Below are 15,919 nucleotides of genomic sequence, written 5' to 3' on the forward strand. Positions count from 1 at the left end.
GCCCTCCCGCCGGCGGCGGCGGTCAGCGCGGCCCCCCCACGTGCTCGCAGCAGAGCTCGACGAGGCGCTTCAGCACCCACTGCCCCGCCGGCCCCAGCACGAGCGCCGGCCGGTGGACGACGGCCAGCGACAGGAGGTGCTCGTCTTCCCCCCACGCCTCCGGCCGGAGGCGGACCAGGCGTCCGGTCCTGAGATCCTCGCGGATCATGTGCTCTGGCAGGTTGCCCCACCCGAGCCCCGCGCAAAGGAGCTCTCGCTTGGTCTGGAGATCCACGACGCGCCAGGTGCGCGGGGACAGCACGGCCTGCTCCGGCGAGCGCGCCCCGCCGCGCTCGCTCAGCACGATCTGCACGTGCTCGCGCAGCGGCTCGGTGGCGACGCGCCCTTCGCGCCGCTGGGCGGCCGCGAGCGGGTGCGCCTCGCCGGCGACGGGCACCATGCGCACCGAGGTGAGGTGCCGGCGCTCGAGGCCCTGCGCCGCCGCCGCCGGGCCCACGACCCCGAGCTGGCATGTCCCGTCGAGGACCCGATCGGCGACGGCGGACATGGTCTCGGTGTGCACGACGAGCTCCACGGTGGGGTAGACGCGGGCGAACTCGACGCAGAGATCGACGAGCGCGGAGAGCGGAAAGACCGCGTCGACGCACAGCGAGACGAGCGGGTCGAGGCCGCCGGCGAGCCGCTGCGCCGCGCTGCTGAGCGCGTCCGCGTCGGCGCACACCCGCCGCGCGGCGCCGAGCAGGACGCGGCCGTGCTCCGTGAGCGCCGGGATCCGGGTCGATCGGTCCCAGAGGACGACCCCGAGCTGGCCCTCCAGGTTGGCCATCGCGTGGCTCACGGCCGACTGGACGCGGCGGAGCTTCCTGGCCGCGGCCGAGAAGCTGCCCTCGTCGGCGACCGCGATGAACGTGCGCAGCTGGTCGAGCGTGATGGAGTCGTGCACGGCGCGCGACCATGCCACGGCCCGCCGCGCGTCGCTCGACGTCGCGCCGGCCGCCTCTCGCCGGCCCTCCGGCCGCGGGCCTCCCGCCCTGGTGCGCTCGACAAAAACAGCGCGGCGGCCGGGACAGGCGAGGAGCGTCTCTTCAAGGGGTCTACCCTCCGGCCGGCCGCGCGGCCCGCGGGCGGGTAGACCCCTTTTTTCTACGCTCCTCGCCTGCCCCGGCCGCCGGCGCGCGCTCGATCGAGCTCGATCGAGCGCGCTCGTCACGGCCTTTCGCCCGCCGACGACGCCGATCAGAGCGGCGGGTTGGCGTTCTTCACGCACTCCACGAAGTACTCGTGGAACCACTGGCCCGCCTGCGGCGCGCGCGTGTCCGCGTTCTCCTTGCCGCAGAACAGGTCGTAGCGCGGCTGGCCCGCCTGGCCCACGCCGTCGGAGTCACCCGGCGGCTTGACCCACACGAAGGCGTCGAGGTTCGTCGCACCGCCCGGGTTGGCCTTGGGCCGCTCGCCCATACCGGCGCCCTTGTTGTTGCACCAGTAGCCCCAGTCCTCCCGGATGTTGCCGACGCCGTTGCGGCTCGTGTCGATGATGAAGTGCTTGTCGCTGAGGCCCTCGGCCGCCAGCGCCGAGGCCATGGCGTTGACGTAGTCGAACTCTCCGAAGCAGGGATTGTCCTGCTGATCGTAGCTCTCCGAGGTGTAGCTGAGCTGCGTGTAGTTCGCGACGTTGGTCGCGAAGCCGCGGACGTTGGGCGGGCTGCCGGCGGCCTTGATGACCTCGGCGAAGATCTTGGCGCCCTTCTTCTGGTTGTCAGGCCACCCGAGCCAGCCCGAGTGCGCCGCGTCGATGTACTGGTACACGTGCGGCATGTTGAGCTCCTTGAGCGCGTGCGCGACGTTGTCCCGGTAGGACTGCGCCGTCGCCTCGTCGCATCGCTTCCCGCCCAGGTTCGTCGCGATGTTGGGGAGCGAGTCGGGCTCGATGACCGCGGCGATGCGCTGGCCCGAGTGAGCAGCGAGGATCTGCTTGATCGGGGCGATGTACTCTTCCCGGTACCGCTGGGTGCCGTTTTGATCGAGGTGGAGCTCGCCGTTCGACGCCTCGGCGAAGCAGTCGCGGTTCGGAAGGTCGTAGATGACGATGAGCGCCGTGACCGGCTCGCAGGTCTCGTTCTGGCGCTTGAGCGCCGCGTCGAGGTAGGCCGGGAGCTCCTTGATCGCCTCGATCCGGTCGAGCCAGAACGCTGTCTGGATCTGCTTGACCTTCTCCATCTTCGCCTTCAGGGACGCATCCGTCACCTGCGCGATCGACGAGTCGACCTTCTTGACGTAACCGGGGTCCACGAAAAGCTCCGCGTCCGCGAACGGGTTGCCGTTCGGAGCCGTGATGTCGACCGCGGGGGAGCAGTTGCCGCCGCCCGAAGCCGCGCTGGTCGTCGGATCGATGGTGCCGGTGCTCGTCGTCGTCGGGTCGACGTTGCCGGTGCTCGTCGTCGTCGGGTCGACGTTGCCGGTGCTCGTCGGGGTGCCCGCGCCCACGCCGCTGCTCGTCGGGGTGCCCGCGCCCACGCCGCTGCTCGTCGGGGTGCCCGCGCCGCTGCTGCCCCCGCCCGTCCCGCTGGTGTCCCCACCCCCGCCGTCTCCGCACGCCGCGAGCGCGAGGATGACCGCAACCGACGTTGCCAACCCCAGCTGATGCGAATTCCTTCTCAGCATATTAAGCCTTTCACCTACTTCTGAAGAAACCAGGCAAACCCAACATATCGAAAAATAGCGGGGCGAATGTAGACCAACAGTTTCGCTGGGGCAAGAACAAACGACGGCTTTGCCATGTCCGCGTCTTCTCATCGCAAGTCGGCCGTGCGGTCCTTTTTTTTCACAGCGAATAGAAATGTCCGTCACCTCGCGACGCTCGACGCGCTCCGGCGCGTGTCACGAGCGCGTCACAACCGCGTTCAACAGCGGCCCGCACGCTGCTTTTCACGGGAGAACACGCTGCGAGAGAATCGACGCCGGCGCAACGCAGCGCGCAATCGTCGAGACAGGGGCGCGCGGCGGCGGCGTCCGGAAGTGACATGGCAGACGAGCAGAACTGTTTCGGGTTGATTTCCAAGTGCATCATCGACTGTGGTCTCACCGCTCTCCGAGGCGACGTGCCCAGATCAGGCGGAGAGTCGGACGTGCGGTGACGCAGGGAGGCGCCGGAGCACGCGCGGCGCCGGGCGGCGCGTCCTGCCGTGATCGTGGGGAGTGCAGCGCTCGCCCGCGGCGCGACCCAACACCGCGCGCCGTCGCCGCGCCGTCGCGGGGCGGCTTCTGGCCGGTCGTCGCCGATCGGTTAGGCTTCGGTCCCCCCTGCCCCGCAGAGCCCGCCATGCGCTTCCTCGTCGTCTCGCTGATCCTCATCGCCGTCCTCGGCCCCCTGGGCGTGTACGTGCACCGGCGCGCCTCCGGCCTGCTCGGCCTGGGCCCGCGCGGCCGGCGCGCGCTCGCCGGCCTGCTCGCCGCCGCCGTGCTGGCGATGATCTCCGCGCGGCTCTGGCGGGGCGCGCTGCCCGACGGCGTGGTCCGCGGGACGGTGCTCCTGAGCAACATCCTCTCGCTCACCGTCCTGCTCTCCGCGGTGCTGCTCGGCGTCGTGGACCTCGGTCGGCTGATCGCGCGGCTCGCGCGCGCCGCGCTCGAGCGCGCCAGAGCGGCGGCGCGCGCCGCCGACGCGGCGGACGGCCCCGCGGACGCGGCGCCCCGCCCTGGCGAGGACGCGGAGCGCACCGAGGCCGGCGGCGCGGGCGAGCCGCTCCCGCGCCGCGCCGCGCCGCTCCCGCCCCGCGCCGCGCCGCTCCCGCTGCTGCCGGCCGCTCCGCCGGCGCTCCCGCGCCGCGCCTTCCTCGCCAACGGGGCCGCCGGCTCGGCCTTCCTCATCGGGGGCGGCAGCGCGGTGTATGGCGCGCTCGTCGGGCGGCACGACTACGTCATTGAAGAGATCGCGATCCCGATACCGGGCTTGCCGCGCAGCCTCGACGGCTTCTCCATCGTGCAGCTGTCGGACATCCACCTCGGGCTGTTCGTGGGCGAGCCGGAGATGCGCGCCGCCGAGGATCTCGTGCGCAAGGCGCGCGCAGATCTCATCGTAATGACGGGCGATCTCATCGATTTCGATCCTCGGTATGCCGAGCACCTCGGGCGGCTCACACGGCGGCTCGGCCCGCTCGCCCGCGAGGGGGTCGCGGCGATCCCGGGCAACCATGACCACTTCGCCGGCATCGACGCCGCGCTCGACGCGCTGGAGCGCGGCGGCGCCCGCGTGCTGCGCAACCGGGGGCGCGTCGTCGGAGGGGCCGGCGGCGCGTTCGCGCTGCTCGGCGTCGACGACGTGTGGGCGCGAGGGCGCGTGCCCGGCGGCGGTCCCGACCTCGGCCGGGCGCTCGCCGACGTGCCCCGCGACCTGCCGCGCGTGTTGCTCTGCCACAACCCGGTGTTCTTCCCGGACGCCGCCGGCGAGGTGGCCTTGCAGCTCAGCGGCCACACCCACGGCGGCCAGGTCAACCTGCTCGTCCGGCCCGCCGACCTGGTGCTCCCCCACGGCTATGTCGCCGGGCTCTACCAGCGCGGCGGCTCGCACCTCTACATCAACCGAGGCTTCGGCACCGCCGGGCCGCCGGCGCGCATCGGCGCGCCCCCCGAGGTGAGCCGCATCGTGCTCGTCTCCGCCTGACGCGGCGCCCGGCGCTCCCGTCGCTGAGCCCGCCTGTCGCGCGCCGCCCGCGCGCGGCGGCGATCTCCGGGCGCTCGCGCCCCGCCGAAGGTTCTCGATGTATTTCGGGATAAGGCCCCTTCTCCGGTTCTTGATCCTCGCGCCGCGGGTGTTCAGGTTCTGGGGCGCGATGAGCGCGACGAGCCGACGAGCGCTGCCGAGCCGGGGCCCGCGACGGGCGGTCACCCTGCGAGGGCTCGCGATCCTCGCCTTCGCCGGCGGGTGCGCGGCCGCGCCGCTCGCGCCGGTGGGCCGCAGCGAGGCCCCCGTCGACCCGCCGGGAGACGCGCCCGCCCCCGCGCCCGAGCCTCCGCCGCTCGCGGAGGAGCCTGCGCTCATCGCGCTCGAGGTCCCCGGCTTCGGGCCCGCGGTGGTCGTGCCGCCGCGCGGCGAGGGGCCGCGGCCGGTGCTCGTCGTCGCCCACGGTGCGGGCGATCGGCCCGAGTGGCACTGCGAGATCTGGCGCGCGATGGTGCGGGGGGCCGGGTTCGTGCTCTGCCCGCGCGGCAAGCCCATCGACGCCCGCATGCCGGACGGCGGCCGGATCTTCTATTACCCGGATCACTACGCGCTGAGCCGCGAGGTCGCCGCGGCGGTCTCGGCGCTGTCGAACCGCTTCGGGGACCGGGTGGATCTCCGCGACCCGATCTACGCGGGGTTCTCGCAGGGCGCGATCATGGGCGCGCTGCTCTTGCCCGGGCACCCCGCGCGCTTCGCGCGGGCGGCGCTGATCGAGGGCGGCTACGGCGGCTTCGGCGAGTGGACGCTGGGCACCGCGCGGCGCTTTCGCAGCGGCGGCGGGGCGCGGGTGCTGCTCGCGTGCGGGCGGGCCGACTGCGCGGCGCAGGCGCGCAAGACGCAGGCGACGCTCGAGCGCGGCGGCGTCGCCGCGCGCGTCCTGCACGCCGAGGGCGCCGGCCACAGCTATGGCGGCCGGATGGAGCGCGCGCTCCACGAGGCATACCCGTGGGTCGTCGAGGGCGATCCTCGCTGGCTCGATGGCCCCGCGGCCTCGGCGCGCGGCGAGGCCGCCCCCTCGCCGGGCGCGGCCTTGTCCTCGCCTGGCGAGGGCTCGCCCCGGCCGCGCGCGGCCGGCGCCCCTTCAGGCGGACGCGGCGGCGAGGCTGCGCGCCCGCTCGGCCAGCCCCTGCACGACCGAGTGGAAGCTCCGCAGCTGCCGCACCTTGCCCTGGCCGAACCGCCGCTCGATGCCGCGCCGGAGGGCCGGCACCCTGGCGGTCCCGCCCGTGCAGCACACGACGTCGACCCCGTCGAACGACAGGCCGGCGTCCTGAACCGTCTGGTCGAGCGCCCGTAGGACCGCGTCGATCTGCCGCTCGCTCCCGGCCTCGAACTCCTCGCGGGCGATGCGCTCGCGGAGGTGCATGGACGGGTAATCGAAGCGGAACTCCGCGACCGCCTCGCTGGACAGCGCGCACTTGCTGCGCTCGATCTCCTCGAACACGCGGAACGCCAGCGAGTCTTCCACCAGGCAGAGCAGGTTGTCCATGCGCTGCCGGTCCTCGGCCCCGAGCGACCACGCCTTCACGTCGCGGAGGAAGGCGAGCACGTCGCGGTGCTGGAGCACCGTCATGTCGGCCGGGGAGCAGAGCTTCTCGACGATGGGCCGGGGCATGGTCAGCTGGTTCGAGCCGAGCGGGACGCGGTAGGTGACCTCGGCGCCGAAGTGGCGGGCGATCTTGTGGCGCATGAGGCTGCCGTCGAGCGCGTCCCCGGCGATGGAGACGCCGCCGAGCGAGAGCACGTCGGACGGCGCGAACCCCTCCGGCCGCATCCTGACGATCGTGTAATCGGACGTCCCGCCGCCGAAGTCGGCGACGAGGACGACGGCCCCGCGGTCGAGCTCCAGGTGGAAGTCGTGCGCGGCGGCGACCGGCTCGGGGCAGAAGAAGACCTCGCGAAAGCCGGCGATCCGTGCCGCCCGCTCGAGCCGCTCCTCGGCGAGGCGGTCGTCCGCCGGGTCGGTCGAGAACTTCGCCGGCCTGCCCAGCACGACGCGGCCGACGTCCGCGTCGAAGTGGCGGTTCGCCCGGTCGCGCATCTCCCGCAGGAAGCGGCCGATCAGGTCCTCGATGGTGACGACCCGGTGCCCGATCTGCGTGCCGGAGAAGCTCCGGTCGGGCAGGTATTTCTTGATCGATCGGATGAAGCGGCCCTGCATGCCGTTCGCGACGAAGTCGCCGATCGCCGCCGCCCCGCAGGAGAACCGCGCTTGCCCGAAGAAGAGCAGGCTGCGGAGGACGGTCGGGTCGGCCGCCGCGTCGTCGAGCGGGATGGGCGGGCAGGTCGCCTCCGCGCTGGCCGCCGAGAGCAGCGAGTTGGAGGTACCGAAATCGACGGCATACACCTCGGGCCTGAATCGTGCGGACATGATCTCGCCTCCTCGTGGGGTGCTTCGCGGGCTCGCGGATCTCGCCGATTCGACCGCCTATTTACAAGCTGTCGAATGCATGAGAGAATATTGGCGGGCTCGCGGGATGACCGGATTTCGCCGCCCCACCCCGGCGAGCGCGGCGGTCAGGACACGCGCGTCACCCGCCGCAGCGCCACGCCGAGCGCGACGAGCGCCATCAGCGTCGGCAGCGCGACCACGCCGACGTCGATCCAACCAAGCCAGTCGGTCGGCTCGAGCCCGAGCGCGGGGATCGGCAGCGCGAACGCGTTGTAGGCCGCGGCGCCGAGCGCGAGGGCGCCGCACGAGAGGAACAGCCACCCGAGCGACGAGAGGAGGCCCTTGCCGAGGCGCTCCATGGCCGGCCCGCTCCGCCAGCGCCCGATGACGACCCGGATCGTGCCGGCGAGCGCGACGAGCGAGAGCGCCCCCGCGACGCCCCCGGCGATGAGGATCTCGGTCTCGCTGAGCGCGCGCCGCTCGGTGATGCCGTAGACCATGCGCAGGACCATCGCCGCGCTTGTGAAGACCGCCGCGCCCGCGGCGAGGCTCACCGCGAAGGCGAGGAGCAGCGCGACCGGCCGGGCGCGCCGCGCCCTGCGCGTCACGTCGTCCGCCGTCTGCCCCTGGGCGTTGGGGATGACCACGGTCGCGATCTCGTCGTTCGGGGCGCCCTCGGTCGCGGCCGTGGCGAGCGCGCGCGCCGGCCCGAACGGGTCCTGCATGTCGAAGTCCGCGAGCAGGCGATCGAGCTCCTGCGCGGACGGCGGCCGATCCTCGCGCGTCCGGGCCATGGCGCGCTGGACCAGCGCCTCGAGCCCCTCCGGGATATTCTTGTCGATGTCGCGCGGGCGCCGCGGATCCTCGGTGAGCAGGCGGATCATGGTCCGGGCCGGCTCCTCCTCGGGGAAGGGGCGCTCGCCGGTGAGCATGCGGTACAGCACGGCGCCGACCGCGTAGATGTCCGCGCGGGAGTCGACGTCGGCCGAGCCTCGCGCCTGCTCCGGCGCCATGTACTGCGGCGTGCCGACCACGGAGCCCGTGCGGGTGAGATCGGCGCCGTCGAGCACCTTGGCCACCCCGAAATCGAGGATCTTCACGTGGATGCTGCCCCCCTCGCGCCGGACGAGGAACAGGTTCGACGGCTTGAGATCGCGGTGGACGACGCCGGCGGCGTGGGCCGCGGCGAGGCCCCGGCAGACCTGGCGCGAGATGGTGATGGCGGTCGGGAGCGGCAGCTTGCCGACCTGATCGAGGAGGCTGCCGAGGTCCTCGCCCTTGAGCAGCTCGGTCACCATGCACGGGCGCCCGTCCTTGAGGCGCACCACGTCCACGACGTCGATCACGTGCTCGTTGCCGACGCGCGCGATCGTCTGCGCCTCGCGCTCGAAGCGCGCCATCGCCTCGCGGTGGCTGGCGAAGTGCTCGTGCGGCACCTTGACGGCGAAGCGCTTCGGCAGGCGGATGTGCTCGGCGACGTAGACGCGGCCCATGCCGCCCGCGCCGATCACGCCGGTGATGCAGAAGCTCCCCGCGAGCAGCTCGCCGACCATCGGATCGGTCGCGGTGACGCCCTGGAGCTCCAGCGTGGTCGCGTCGATGGGGCAGACGAGGAAGTCGAGCGGGTACCGGACGCCGCACGCGGGGCAGCGTCGGGTGGGTCTCTCCGGGGGTGCCTGCCGCGCCTGGTCCGGGTCGGCGTGCCTGGCTAGCTCGGCCATCGACCGGCAGTCTAGATCGAGAAGCAGGCCCCGGCGCGACGGATCGGCCACGACGGACGTGCCGCGCGGCGCTGGCCGACCGCGCCGGCGCCGCGCGGCGCCTTCCGGCTCACGCGCGCTTTTCCAGCCTCGCCAGGCGATTTCCAGCCTCGCGCGGCGCCTTCCGGCCTACACGCCGCCTTCCAGCCTCGCAGGGCGCCTTCCGGCCTACATGCCGCCTTCCAGCCCCGCGCGGCGCCCGTCGGCGTCAGGCGGGGATGGCCTGGAGGTCTTCCCGGCCCCAGTGGCGGTGCCGTCGGATGGCGTCGATGAATGGTCGCCCGTCTCGATGGCCTCCCAGAGGTCGCGGCGGTGGAAGTCCGGGTCCTTGCCCGCGAGCTTCTGCGCCTCGTCCCAGACTTGGCCTTCGTGTACCTCGTCAGCGGCTCGTACGCCTGGAAGTAGCCGTGAGCGCCGGATCCGCGCGCATGGACGACGCGCTCCGGGATCCGCTCGTGGTCGAAGCGGGTTAATTTCTCGCGGAAGTGAAAGTCCTCGAGGAGCGTCGGGCCGCGCGGGCCGGGCCTCAACGAGTCGTCGGTATGGGAGACGGGCGTCTCTTGATCGGTGGTGAGGTGCATGCCCTCGGGGCGGGACCGCACGGCTTCAAGGGCCTTTACCTTGTCGTCCTGGTCGCTTCCTGGATCACGGACACTCATAGAGAGAAACCATACGTGGCCTGTCGGGGCCGGTAATGGGGGGAATTGCCACAAGAACGGCGGAGTTGAGGCAGGACTCCTCGACGCCGAGGGCGGGCCTGAGGGTGAGGATCGCCGACGCGTGACGCGCCCGCGCAAAGTCGAGCTTTAGTTGCAATTACAATTTTGTTGCGTTTACACGCGACGTCGGCTAGGCCGACGCCATGCACTCGCACAAGGAGGCTGCGCCGCACGGGCGCCGCGGCGCGATCTCGGCCGCTGTCTCGCGCGCGGCTCGGCTTCACCTCACGGCGGCGCCTCGCGCGCGCGGCGCCGGGGGGCGGCCGTGACCGGCGCGTCTGCGCTGCTCCTCGGGCTCGGGCTCGGCCTGCGCCACGCGACGGACGCTGACCATCTCGTCGCGATCGCCACGCTGCTCCAGCGCGAGCGCGGGCCGCGCCGCGCCGCGCTCGTCGCGGCGCTCTGGGGCCTCGGCCACTCCGCCACGTTCCTCGGCGTCGGGCTGCTCGTCGTCCTGCTCGGCCTGCGCGTCCCCGTGCCCTTCGAGACGGCGGCAGAGCTCCTCGTCGCGCTCATGCTCATCGCGCTCGGCGCATGGCAGCTCGCGCGCCTGCGGCGACCAGCGCTGGCGCCCGGTCACGGCGACGCTGCGCACGCGAGATCCGTCGCCGTCGGTCTCGTCCACGGGCTCGCGGGCTCGGCCGGGATCGCCCTGCTCGCGACGACGAGCATCCCCTCGCGGCTCTGGGCCGCGGCGTACCTCGCGCTCTTCGGCCTGGGGACCGTCGCCGGCATGGTCGCGCTGACCGTGATCCTCTCGTGGCCCATCGGTTGGACGCTGGCGCGAGGGGGCACGGCGCGCCGGACCTCGGTCGTCGCGGCAGCGCTGCTCGGCATCGCGACCGGCCTTCTGGTCGGAGCCGATGCCCTCTTCGGCGCGGGGGCGCAATGACCCGCTCGACCACGAACGAGACCCGGAATCGGAAGGGACCCATGAACCCAGGCAAGATCCCCGTCACCGTGCTCACCGGCTTCCTCGGGGCAGGCAAGACAACGCTCCTCAACCGCATCCTGACGGAGAACCACGGAAAGCGCATCGCCGTCATCGAGAACGAGTTCGGAGAGATCGGCATCGACCAGGCCCTCGTCATCAACGCGGACGAGGAGGTCTTCGAGATGAACAACGGCTGCATCTGCTGCACCGTGCGCGGCGACCTCATCCGCATCCTCGGCAGCCTCATGAAGCGGAAGGACAGGTTCGATCACGTGCTCGTGGAGACCACGGGCCTGGCCGATCCCGGGCCGGTGGCCCAGACGTTCTTCGTCGATGACGACGTGCGCGAGCTGTTCGCGCTCGACGCGATCGTCACGCTCGTCGACGCGAAGCACATCCACCTTCACCTCGAGGACTCGAGCGAGTGCAAGGAGCAGATCGCGTTCGCGGACGTCATCGTGCTCAACAAGGCCGATCTCGTCACCGGCGGCGAGCTCGACGCCCTCGAGCGGCGCCTGCGCGGCATGAACGCGCTCGCCCGCGTGCTCCGCGCCACGGGCGCCGACGTGCCGATCGCCGACGTGCTCGGCGTGGGCGGGTTCGATCTCGATCGCGCGCTCGCCCAGAGGCCGGCCTTCCTGGAGCCGGAGTACCCGTTCGAGTGGGCCGGCGCGTTCGATCTGGAGGAGGGCGACTGCGATCTCGCGCTGGAGCCCGGCCCCGACGAGACGATGGATGTCGTGGTGCTGCCCCTCGCGCCGTCCGAGGATCCGGGCGCGCGCGACGCGGCGGAGCGCGCCGTGCGGGTCTGGGCGGAGCCGCCGGCGCGCGTCGTGCCGGGCGAGCGCCTGGGGATCGGAGCGCGCCCGTCCAGGCTCGCCCTGCGCGCTCAGGGGACGACGCGATTCCGGCTCACCGCGCCGAAGCGCGGGCGTTACGGCCTGTATTTGCAGCACCTCCCGAGCGAGTTCGGGGCGCGGCTCGAGTCGGGCGGCGTCGTGGAGCCGGCGGGCTCGCGCGAGTTCGCGGCCGGGCACAGCCACGATGAGCAGGTGAGCTCCGTCGGGATCCACCTCGAGGGCGCGCTCGACCGCGAGCGGCTCACCCGGTGGGTCTCGGAGCTCTTGCGCGAGAAGGGCACGGACATCTTCCGGATGAAGGGCATCCTGAACCTCCGCGGCTGCGACAGCCGCTTCGTCTTCCAGGGCGTGCACATGCTCTTCGACGGGCGCGAGGAGCGGCCCTGGGGGAGCGAGCGCCGCGCGAGCGATCTCGTGTTCATCGGTCGTAACCTCGACCGCGAGCAGCTGACCCGGGGGTTCCGGCGATGCCTGGCGTGACGGCGCGGGCGCCGCGCGGCAAGGCCCCGCGCGGCAAGACCGAGCTCCCGCCGCGCTGGCGGCTCTCCGCGGGCGACTACGTGGTCGCCATGAGCGTGACGCCCGACGGCAGCCTGTGCGCGCTCGCTACCGGCGCCGGTGCGGTGCTCGGCGTCGACATGCAGACCGGCGCGGTGCGCTGGCGCAGCGAGGCGCACCGGAGCGGGGCCCTCGCGCTTCAGTTCTCCCCCTCCGGAGCGCTCCTGGCCACGTGCGGTCAGGATGGGAATGCGCGCCTCTGCGACCTGGCCGGCGCCCTCGTGGCCGAGCTCCCCGGCGGGGCGGCGTGGGTCGAGCACGTGGCGTGGGCGCCCGACGGCGAGCTCCTGGCCACCGCATCGGGACGCACCGTGCGCATCTGGACGAAGCGCGGCGAGCCGGTCGTCGAGACGGAGCCGCTCCCCAGCACGGTCGCCGCCCTCGCCTGGCGGGCGGATCGCGCCGAGCTCGCGGCGGCGTGTTACGGCGGCGTCTATCTCTGGTCGGTCGGCGCAGGGGCCACGTCGCGCCACCTCGCCTGGCAGGGCTCGCTCGTGTCCATGGCGTGGAGCCCCGACGGCAAGGTCATCGCCTGCGGGAGCCAGGACCGATCGGTCCACTTCTGGCGCCTCGCGACCGGGCAAGACTCCGAGATGCGCGGGTACCCCGCGAAGCCGAAGGCGCTCGCCTGGGACGCGCAGTCGCGCCTGCTCGCGACCGCCGGCGCGCCGGCAGTCACGGTCTGGGACTTCTCGGGCAAGGGCCCGGAAGGCACCCGGCCTGTCGAGCTCGAGGGTCACATGGACACGTGCGTCCAGCTCGCGTTCAGCCCGCGAAAGGGGGTGCTCGCGAGCGGCGCACGGGACCACGGTGTGCTGCTGTGGGAGCCGCGGCGGCTCGCGAAGCCGGTGCGCTATGCGTTCCTGGAGGCCGAGGTCACCGCGCTGGTCTGGCACCCCGCGCATGCGGGGCTCCTCGGTGCGGACGCGTCCGGTACGGTCGTGTGCTGGCAGGTGGAATAGCGGCGAGGCTGGCCGGAAGGCGAGCCCGTCCAGGTGACTGCCGTCCCAGAAAAATTTCAATGACTGACGCTTGCCGTGGGGGTAGGTTCGTTCACCTGGGCCCTCATTCTCGCGTGTGACAGCCGGGAGGTCGGGCCTTCAGCGGCTGAGGCGAGCAGCCTCTTCAGCTTCCGAGGTGCGTTTCCCCGACCGTTCGATCAAGGAGACCAGCATGAAGGACCACGCGATCCACGACGAGCACGCGCACGATCACGGCCAGGCGTGCGGACACCAGGCGATACGTCACGGCGACCACGTCGACTACCTGCACGATGGCCACCTGCATCACCGGCACGACGATCATGTCGACGAGCACGTCCTCTCGGTGGACAACGACAATCCTGCGCAGTGTACTCCGGACCACGCGTGCTCAGGGCATGACGTGAAGCACGCGCACGGCGACGGGTGCGGGCACCCCGCTGTCCCTCACGGAGATCACGTGGACTTCCTCGTGGACGGCCACCTGCACCACCCGCACGGCGGGCACTGCGACCATCACGGCGGCGTGCAGCTGATGCAGTAGCGTTCACGCCAGGGCGTCGAGCGTCACGACGACCCGTGGCGACGTTCCCGGCGGCGACCGGTGCACCGCGCCGCGGCCCTGGTTGCCTGGCCAGGCCTCGCCCTTGAGCAGCCCGACGTCGAACGGATCCATCCGGCGAAGGCGCGCACCGGCGCGCAGCACCCCCGAGATCTCATCGGCAACGCCGTTCGCGCGGTGTCCGAGCCGGTCCCGCCGGACGTCGGCGTGCTCTGCCCACTCCGTCCCTGGCCCGACATAAGTGGTCACCAGGCGGACGGTCACCATGTCGGCGTGGAGACGAGGGCACATGGGCTTGTCGAGCCGCGCGAGCCGCACGCCGATCCGAGGGCAACCCGTGAGATCCGCGAAGACCGCGATCAAGCCGCGCACGTCGTGGAGGAAGGCTTCACGCCCGGAAGAATGAGGCGCTCCAGCGGCCAGCGCCGCGACGTCGGGCGCGCCGGGATCCACGCGCAGCGCCTCGGAGAGCGGCCGCGGCAGCAGCCACGTTCGCACGAACGCCTCGACGTCGGGGTCGATCCCCCTCCGCAGCACGCACACGCTCACCTCGGGCGCCGCGAGCTCGGCCAGGTCGGCGAGCTCCGTCACGAGGCGCGTCGAGCTGCCCATCGCCGCGCGCGGCGATGCGAGATCCTCGGGGGCCTCAGCGGTCGTTGTCGTCATCATCTTGTGTTCGCCTTCTTCCGTGGGCGCCGCGGCATGAGCCGCCATGCCGCGGTGAAGCCTCGTGAATCATGATGCCATGGGGCGCACCGCTGATGCAATCTAGTTGCATCACCGGTCAGCTCGAGATAGTGGTGTCGCATCCAGCAGGTCCGCGGATCTCCTCCCGCGGCTTGCTGCCATGCGACAACAAGGAGGGCACACCGTGCGCGATATCATCAAGCTCGTCTCGTCTGCTGGGACTGGCTATTGCTATTACACGACGAAGAACAAGCGGACGATGACGGAGAAGATGCAGATAAAGAAGTACGACCCTGTCGCGCGCAAGCACGTGGTCTTCACGGAAGGGAAGATCTCGAAGGGGAGCGGCAAGTAAGCGCGTCGCCGTCGCGCTGCTGAGGTGCGCGACGCGCCCGTCGCGAGCGTGGGCTCGCCCAGCATGGGCCTGCCACCTGCGTGGGGCCTCACGCGTGGAGAGGCTGCGCAGGCTCGGCCTCGCTCTCCTGCTCTCTTGCCTCCTGCCATGCCGGGAAGGGATCCTCGAACCGGCACCAGCCGGAGGGCCCCGCCGCCATCTCTTCCTGGGTGAGCAAGCAAGCGTCGAGGCCGCGCGTGAGCTCCTCCCGGGCCATGTCGACGCCGATGAAGACGATCTCCTGCCGCCGGTCGCCCCAGACCGGATGCCACGCGGCGTCGAGCGCGGCGCGCTCCTCCTCGTCCTCCGGCCGCTGGTCCTCCGGAAGCGCCGCGTACCAGCGGCCGGCCGCCTCGAACGAGGCCGCGCCGCCCGCCTGCGACCAGGCGCCGGTGGTGTCCATGCGGGTCGCGAGCCAGAAGAACCCCTTGGAGCGGAGCACTCCATCCCAGGCGGTCGCGCCGTGGATGAACTCCCAGAGCCGCTCCGGGTGCATCGGGCGCGCTGCGCGGTAGACGAAGCTCTCGATCCCGTACGCCTCGGTCTCGGGCACGTGCTCTCCGCGCAGCTCCCTCATCCAGCCGGGCGAGCGCGCCGCTTCCTCGAAGTCGAAGAGCCCGGTGCCGAGGATCTCGCGAGGATCGACCTGGCCGCGGCAGGCCCTGACAATCCGGGCGCCGGGGTTCAGGTGCTGGAGCATCGCCGTGAGCCGCTCGACCTCGTCCTCGCCGACGAGATCCGTCTTGTTGAGCACGAGCACGTTCGCGAACTCAACCTGCTCGACGAGCAGATCCGCGACCGTGCGCTCGTCGTCGCTGTCCAGCGCGGCCTTGCGCGCCCGGAGGTCGTCGGCGCTCGCCCAGTCCGAGAGGAACCGCTGCGCATCGACGACGGTGACCAGCGTGTCGAGCCGGGCGACCTCGGAGAGGCTCTCGCCCGTCGCGGGATCGTCGAAGGTGAACGTCTCCGCCACGGGGAGCGGCTCCGAGATCCCGGTCGACTCGATGAGCAGGTAATCGAAGCGCCCTTCCCCCGCCAGGCGGGCCACCTCGACGAGGAGATCCTCCCGGAGGGTGCAGCAGATGCAACCGTTCGACAGCTCGACCAGCTTCTCCTCGACGCGGGAGAGCGCCGCGCCTCCACCCCGGACGAGCGCCGCGTCCACGTTGACCTCGCTCATATCGTTGACGATCACGGCGACGCGCAGCGCGTCGCGGTTCGCGAGGACGTGGTTGAGCAGCGTGGTCTTGCCGGCGCCCAGGAAGCCGGACAGCACGGTCACGGGGAGCTTTCGCGTCACGACGAGGCCTCTCTCGGCGGCGCCCGCGCACCGGCGCGGGCGGACGTTCACTG

13 protein-coding genes and 1 pseudogene are annotated in these 15,919 nt (G+C 72.1%); 6 read left to right on the forward strand and 8 right to left on the reverse strand.

Annotated elements, in window-relative coordinates:
- Window positions 1-22 precede the first annotated feature (22 nt).
- Both WME98_RS17880 and WME98_RS17885 read right to left on the reverse strand, forming a co-directional pair.
- A complete protein-coding gene (locus tag WME98_RS17880; protein WP_061621874.1) occupies window positions 23-943 on the reverse strand; it encodes a LysR family transcriptional regulator in 921 nt (306 codons plus the stop codon).
- A gap of 293 nt (window positions 944-1,236) precedes the next feature.
- Entirely contained in the window at window positions 1,237-2,631 is a 1,395-nt protein-coding gene (locus WME98_RS17885) for a glycoside hydrolase family 6 protein (protein ID WP_437952385.1), read from the reverse strand.
- Window positions 2,632-3,319: 688 nt separating this feature from the next.
- Between WME98_RS17885 and WME98_RS17890 the strand changes: the two genes are divergently transcribed.
- On the forward strand, window positions 3,320-4,660 hold the full coding sequence (locus WME98_RS17890; RefSeq protein ID WP_437952386.1) for a metallophosphoesterase: 1,341 nt from the start codon (window positions 3,320-3,322) through the stop codon (window positions 4,658-4,660).
- A gap of 1,141 nt (window positions 4,661-5,801) precedes the next feature.
- Here the strand turns inward: WME98_RS17890 and WME98_RS17895 are convergent.
- The 4 genes and pseudogenes from WME98_RS17895 to WME98_RS17910 all read right to left on the reverse strand — a co-directional run.
- Complete coding sequence (locus tag WME98_RS17895; RefSeq protein ID WP_061625450.1) at window positions 5,802-7,091, reverse strand: Hsp70 family protein; 1,290 nt, start codon at window positions 7,089-7,091, stop codon at window positions 5,802-5,804.
- Window positions 7,092-7,237: 146 nt separating this feature from the next.
- A complete protein-coding gene (locus WME98_RS17900) occupies window positions 7,238-8,833 on the reverse strand; it encodes a serine/threonine-protein kinase (RefSeq protein ID WP_437952387.1) in 1,596 nt (531 codons plus the stop codon).
- A gap of 207 nt (window positions 8,834-9,040) precedes the next feature.
- A complete protein-coding gene (locus WME98_RS17905) occupies window positions 9,041-9,346 on the reverse strand; it encodes a catalase (RefSeq protein ID WP_437953998.1) in 306 nt (101 codons plus the stop codon).
- Window positions 9,235-9,531 (reverse strand): annotated as a pseudogene (locus WME98_RS17910) (catalase); the annotation flags it as partial. The gene WME98_RS17905 and the pseudogene WME98_RS17910, both read right to left, overlap by 112 nt.
- A gap of 325 nt (window positions 9,532-9,856) precedes the next feature.
- Here WME98_RS17910 and WME98_RS17915 point away from each other — a divergent pair.
- The 4 genes from WME98_RS17915 (at window position 9,857) to WME98_RS17930 (ending at window position 13,467) form a co-directional block, all read left to right on the forward strand.
- Window positions 9,857-10,483 (forward strand): high-affinity nickel-transport family protein, encoded by a 627-nt coding sequence (locus WME98_RS17915; RefSeq protein WP_437952388.1) that lies wholly within the window; start codon window positions 9,857-9,859, stop codon window positions 10,481-10,483.
- 41 nt (window positions 10,484-10,524) lie between these two features.
- Window positions 10,525-11,865, forward strand: coding sequence for a CobW family GTP-binding protein (locus WME98_RS17920; protein WP_437952389.1), 1,341 nt, complete (start codon window positions 10,525-10,527; stop codon window positions 11,863-11,865).
- Entirely contained in the window at window positions 11,853-12,905 is a 1,053-nt protein-coding gene (locus WME98_RS17925; RefSeq protein ID WP_437952390.1) for a WD40 repeat domain-containing protein, read from the forward strand. Before WME98_RS17920 ends, WME98_RS17925 begins: the two co-directional genes overlap by 13 nt.
- Before the next feature lie 211 nt (window positions 12,906-13,116).
- A complete protein-coding gene (locus tag WME98_RS17930) occupies window positions 13,117-13,467 on the forward strand; it encodes a hypothetical protein (RefSeq protein ID WP_437952391.1) in 351 nt (116 codons plus the stop codon).
- A 3-nt stretch (window positions 13,468-13,470) separates the two neighbouring features.
- On the opposite strand, the gene WME98_RS17935 is transcribed toward WME98_RS17930, so the two are convergent.
- Window positions 13,471-14,154: a DUF1826 domain-containing protein gene (locus tag WME98_RS17935; protein ID WP_437952392.1), complete on the reverse strand. Its 684-nt coding sequence runs from the start codon at window positions 14,152-14,154 to the stop codon at window positions 13,471-13,473.
- Window positions 14,155-14,332: 178 nt separating this feature from the next.
- Here WME98_RS17935 and rpmG point away from each other — a divergent pair, with 178 nt between their 5' ends.
- Window positions 14,333-14,527: a 50S ribosomal protein L33 gene (rpmG, locus tag WME98_RS17940; RefSeq protein ID WP_437952393.1), complete on the forward strand. Its 195-nt coding sequence runs from the start codon at window positions 14,333-14,335 to the stop codon at window positions 14,525-14,527.
- An 88-nt stretch (window positions 14,528-14,615) separates the two neighbouring features.
- Here the strand turns inward: rpmG and zigA are convergent, their stop codons facing one another.
- On the reverse strand, window positions 14,616-15,866 hold the full coding sequence (gene zigA / locus WME98_RS17945) for a zinc metallochaperone GTPase ZigA (protein WP_437953999.1): 1,251 nt from the start codon (window positions 15,864-15,866) through the stop codon (window positions 14,616-14,618).
- Window positions 15,867-15,919 lie beyond the last annotated feature (53 nt).

The organism is Sorangium sp. So ce296 (assembly GCF_051529605.1).
Lineage (GTDB): Bacteria > Myxococcota_A > Polyangia > Polyangiales > Polyangiaceae > Sorangium > Sorangium cellulosum_D.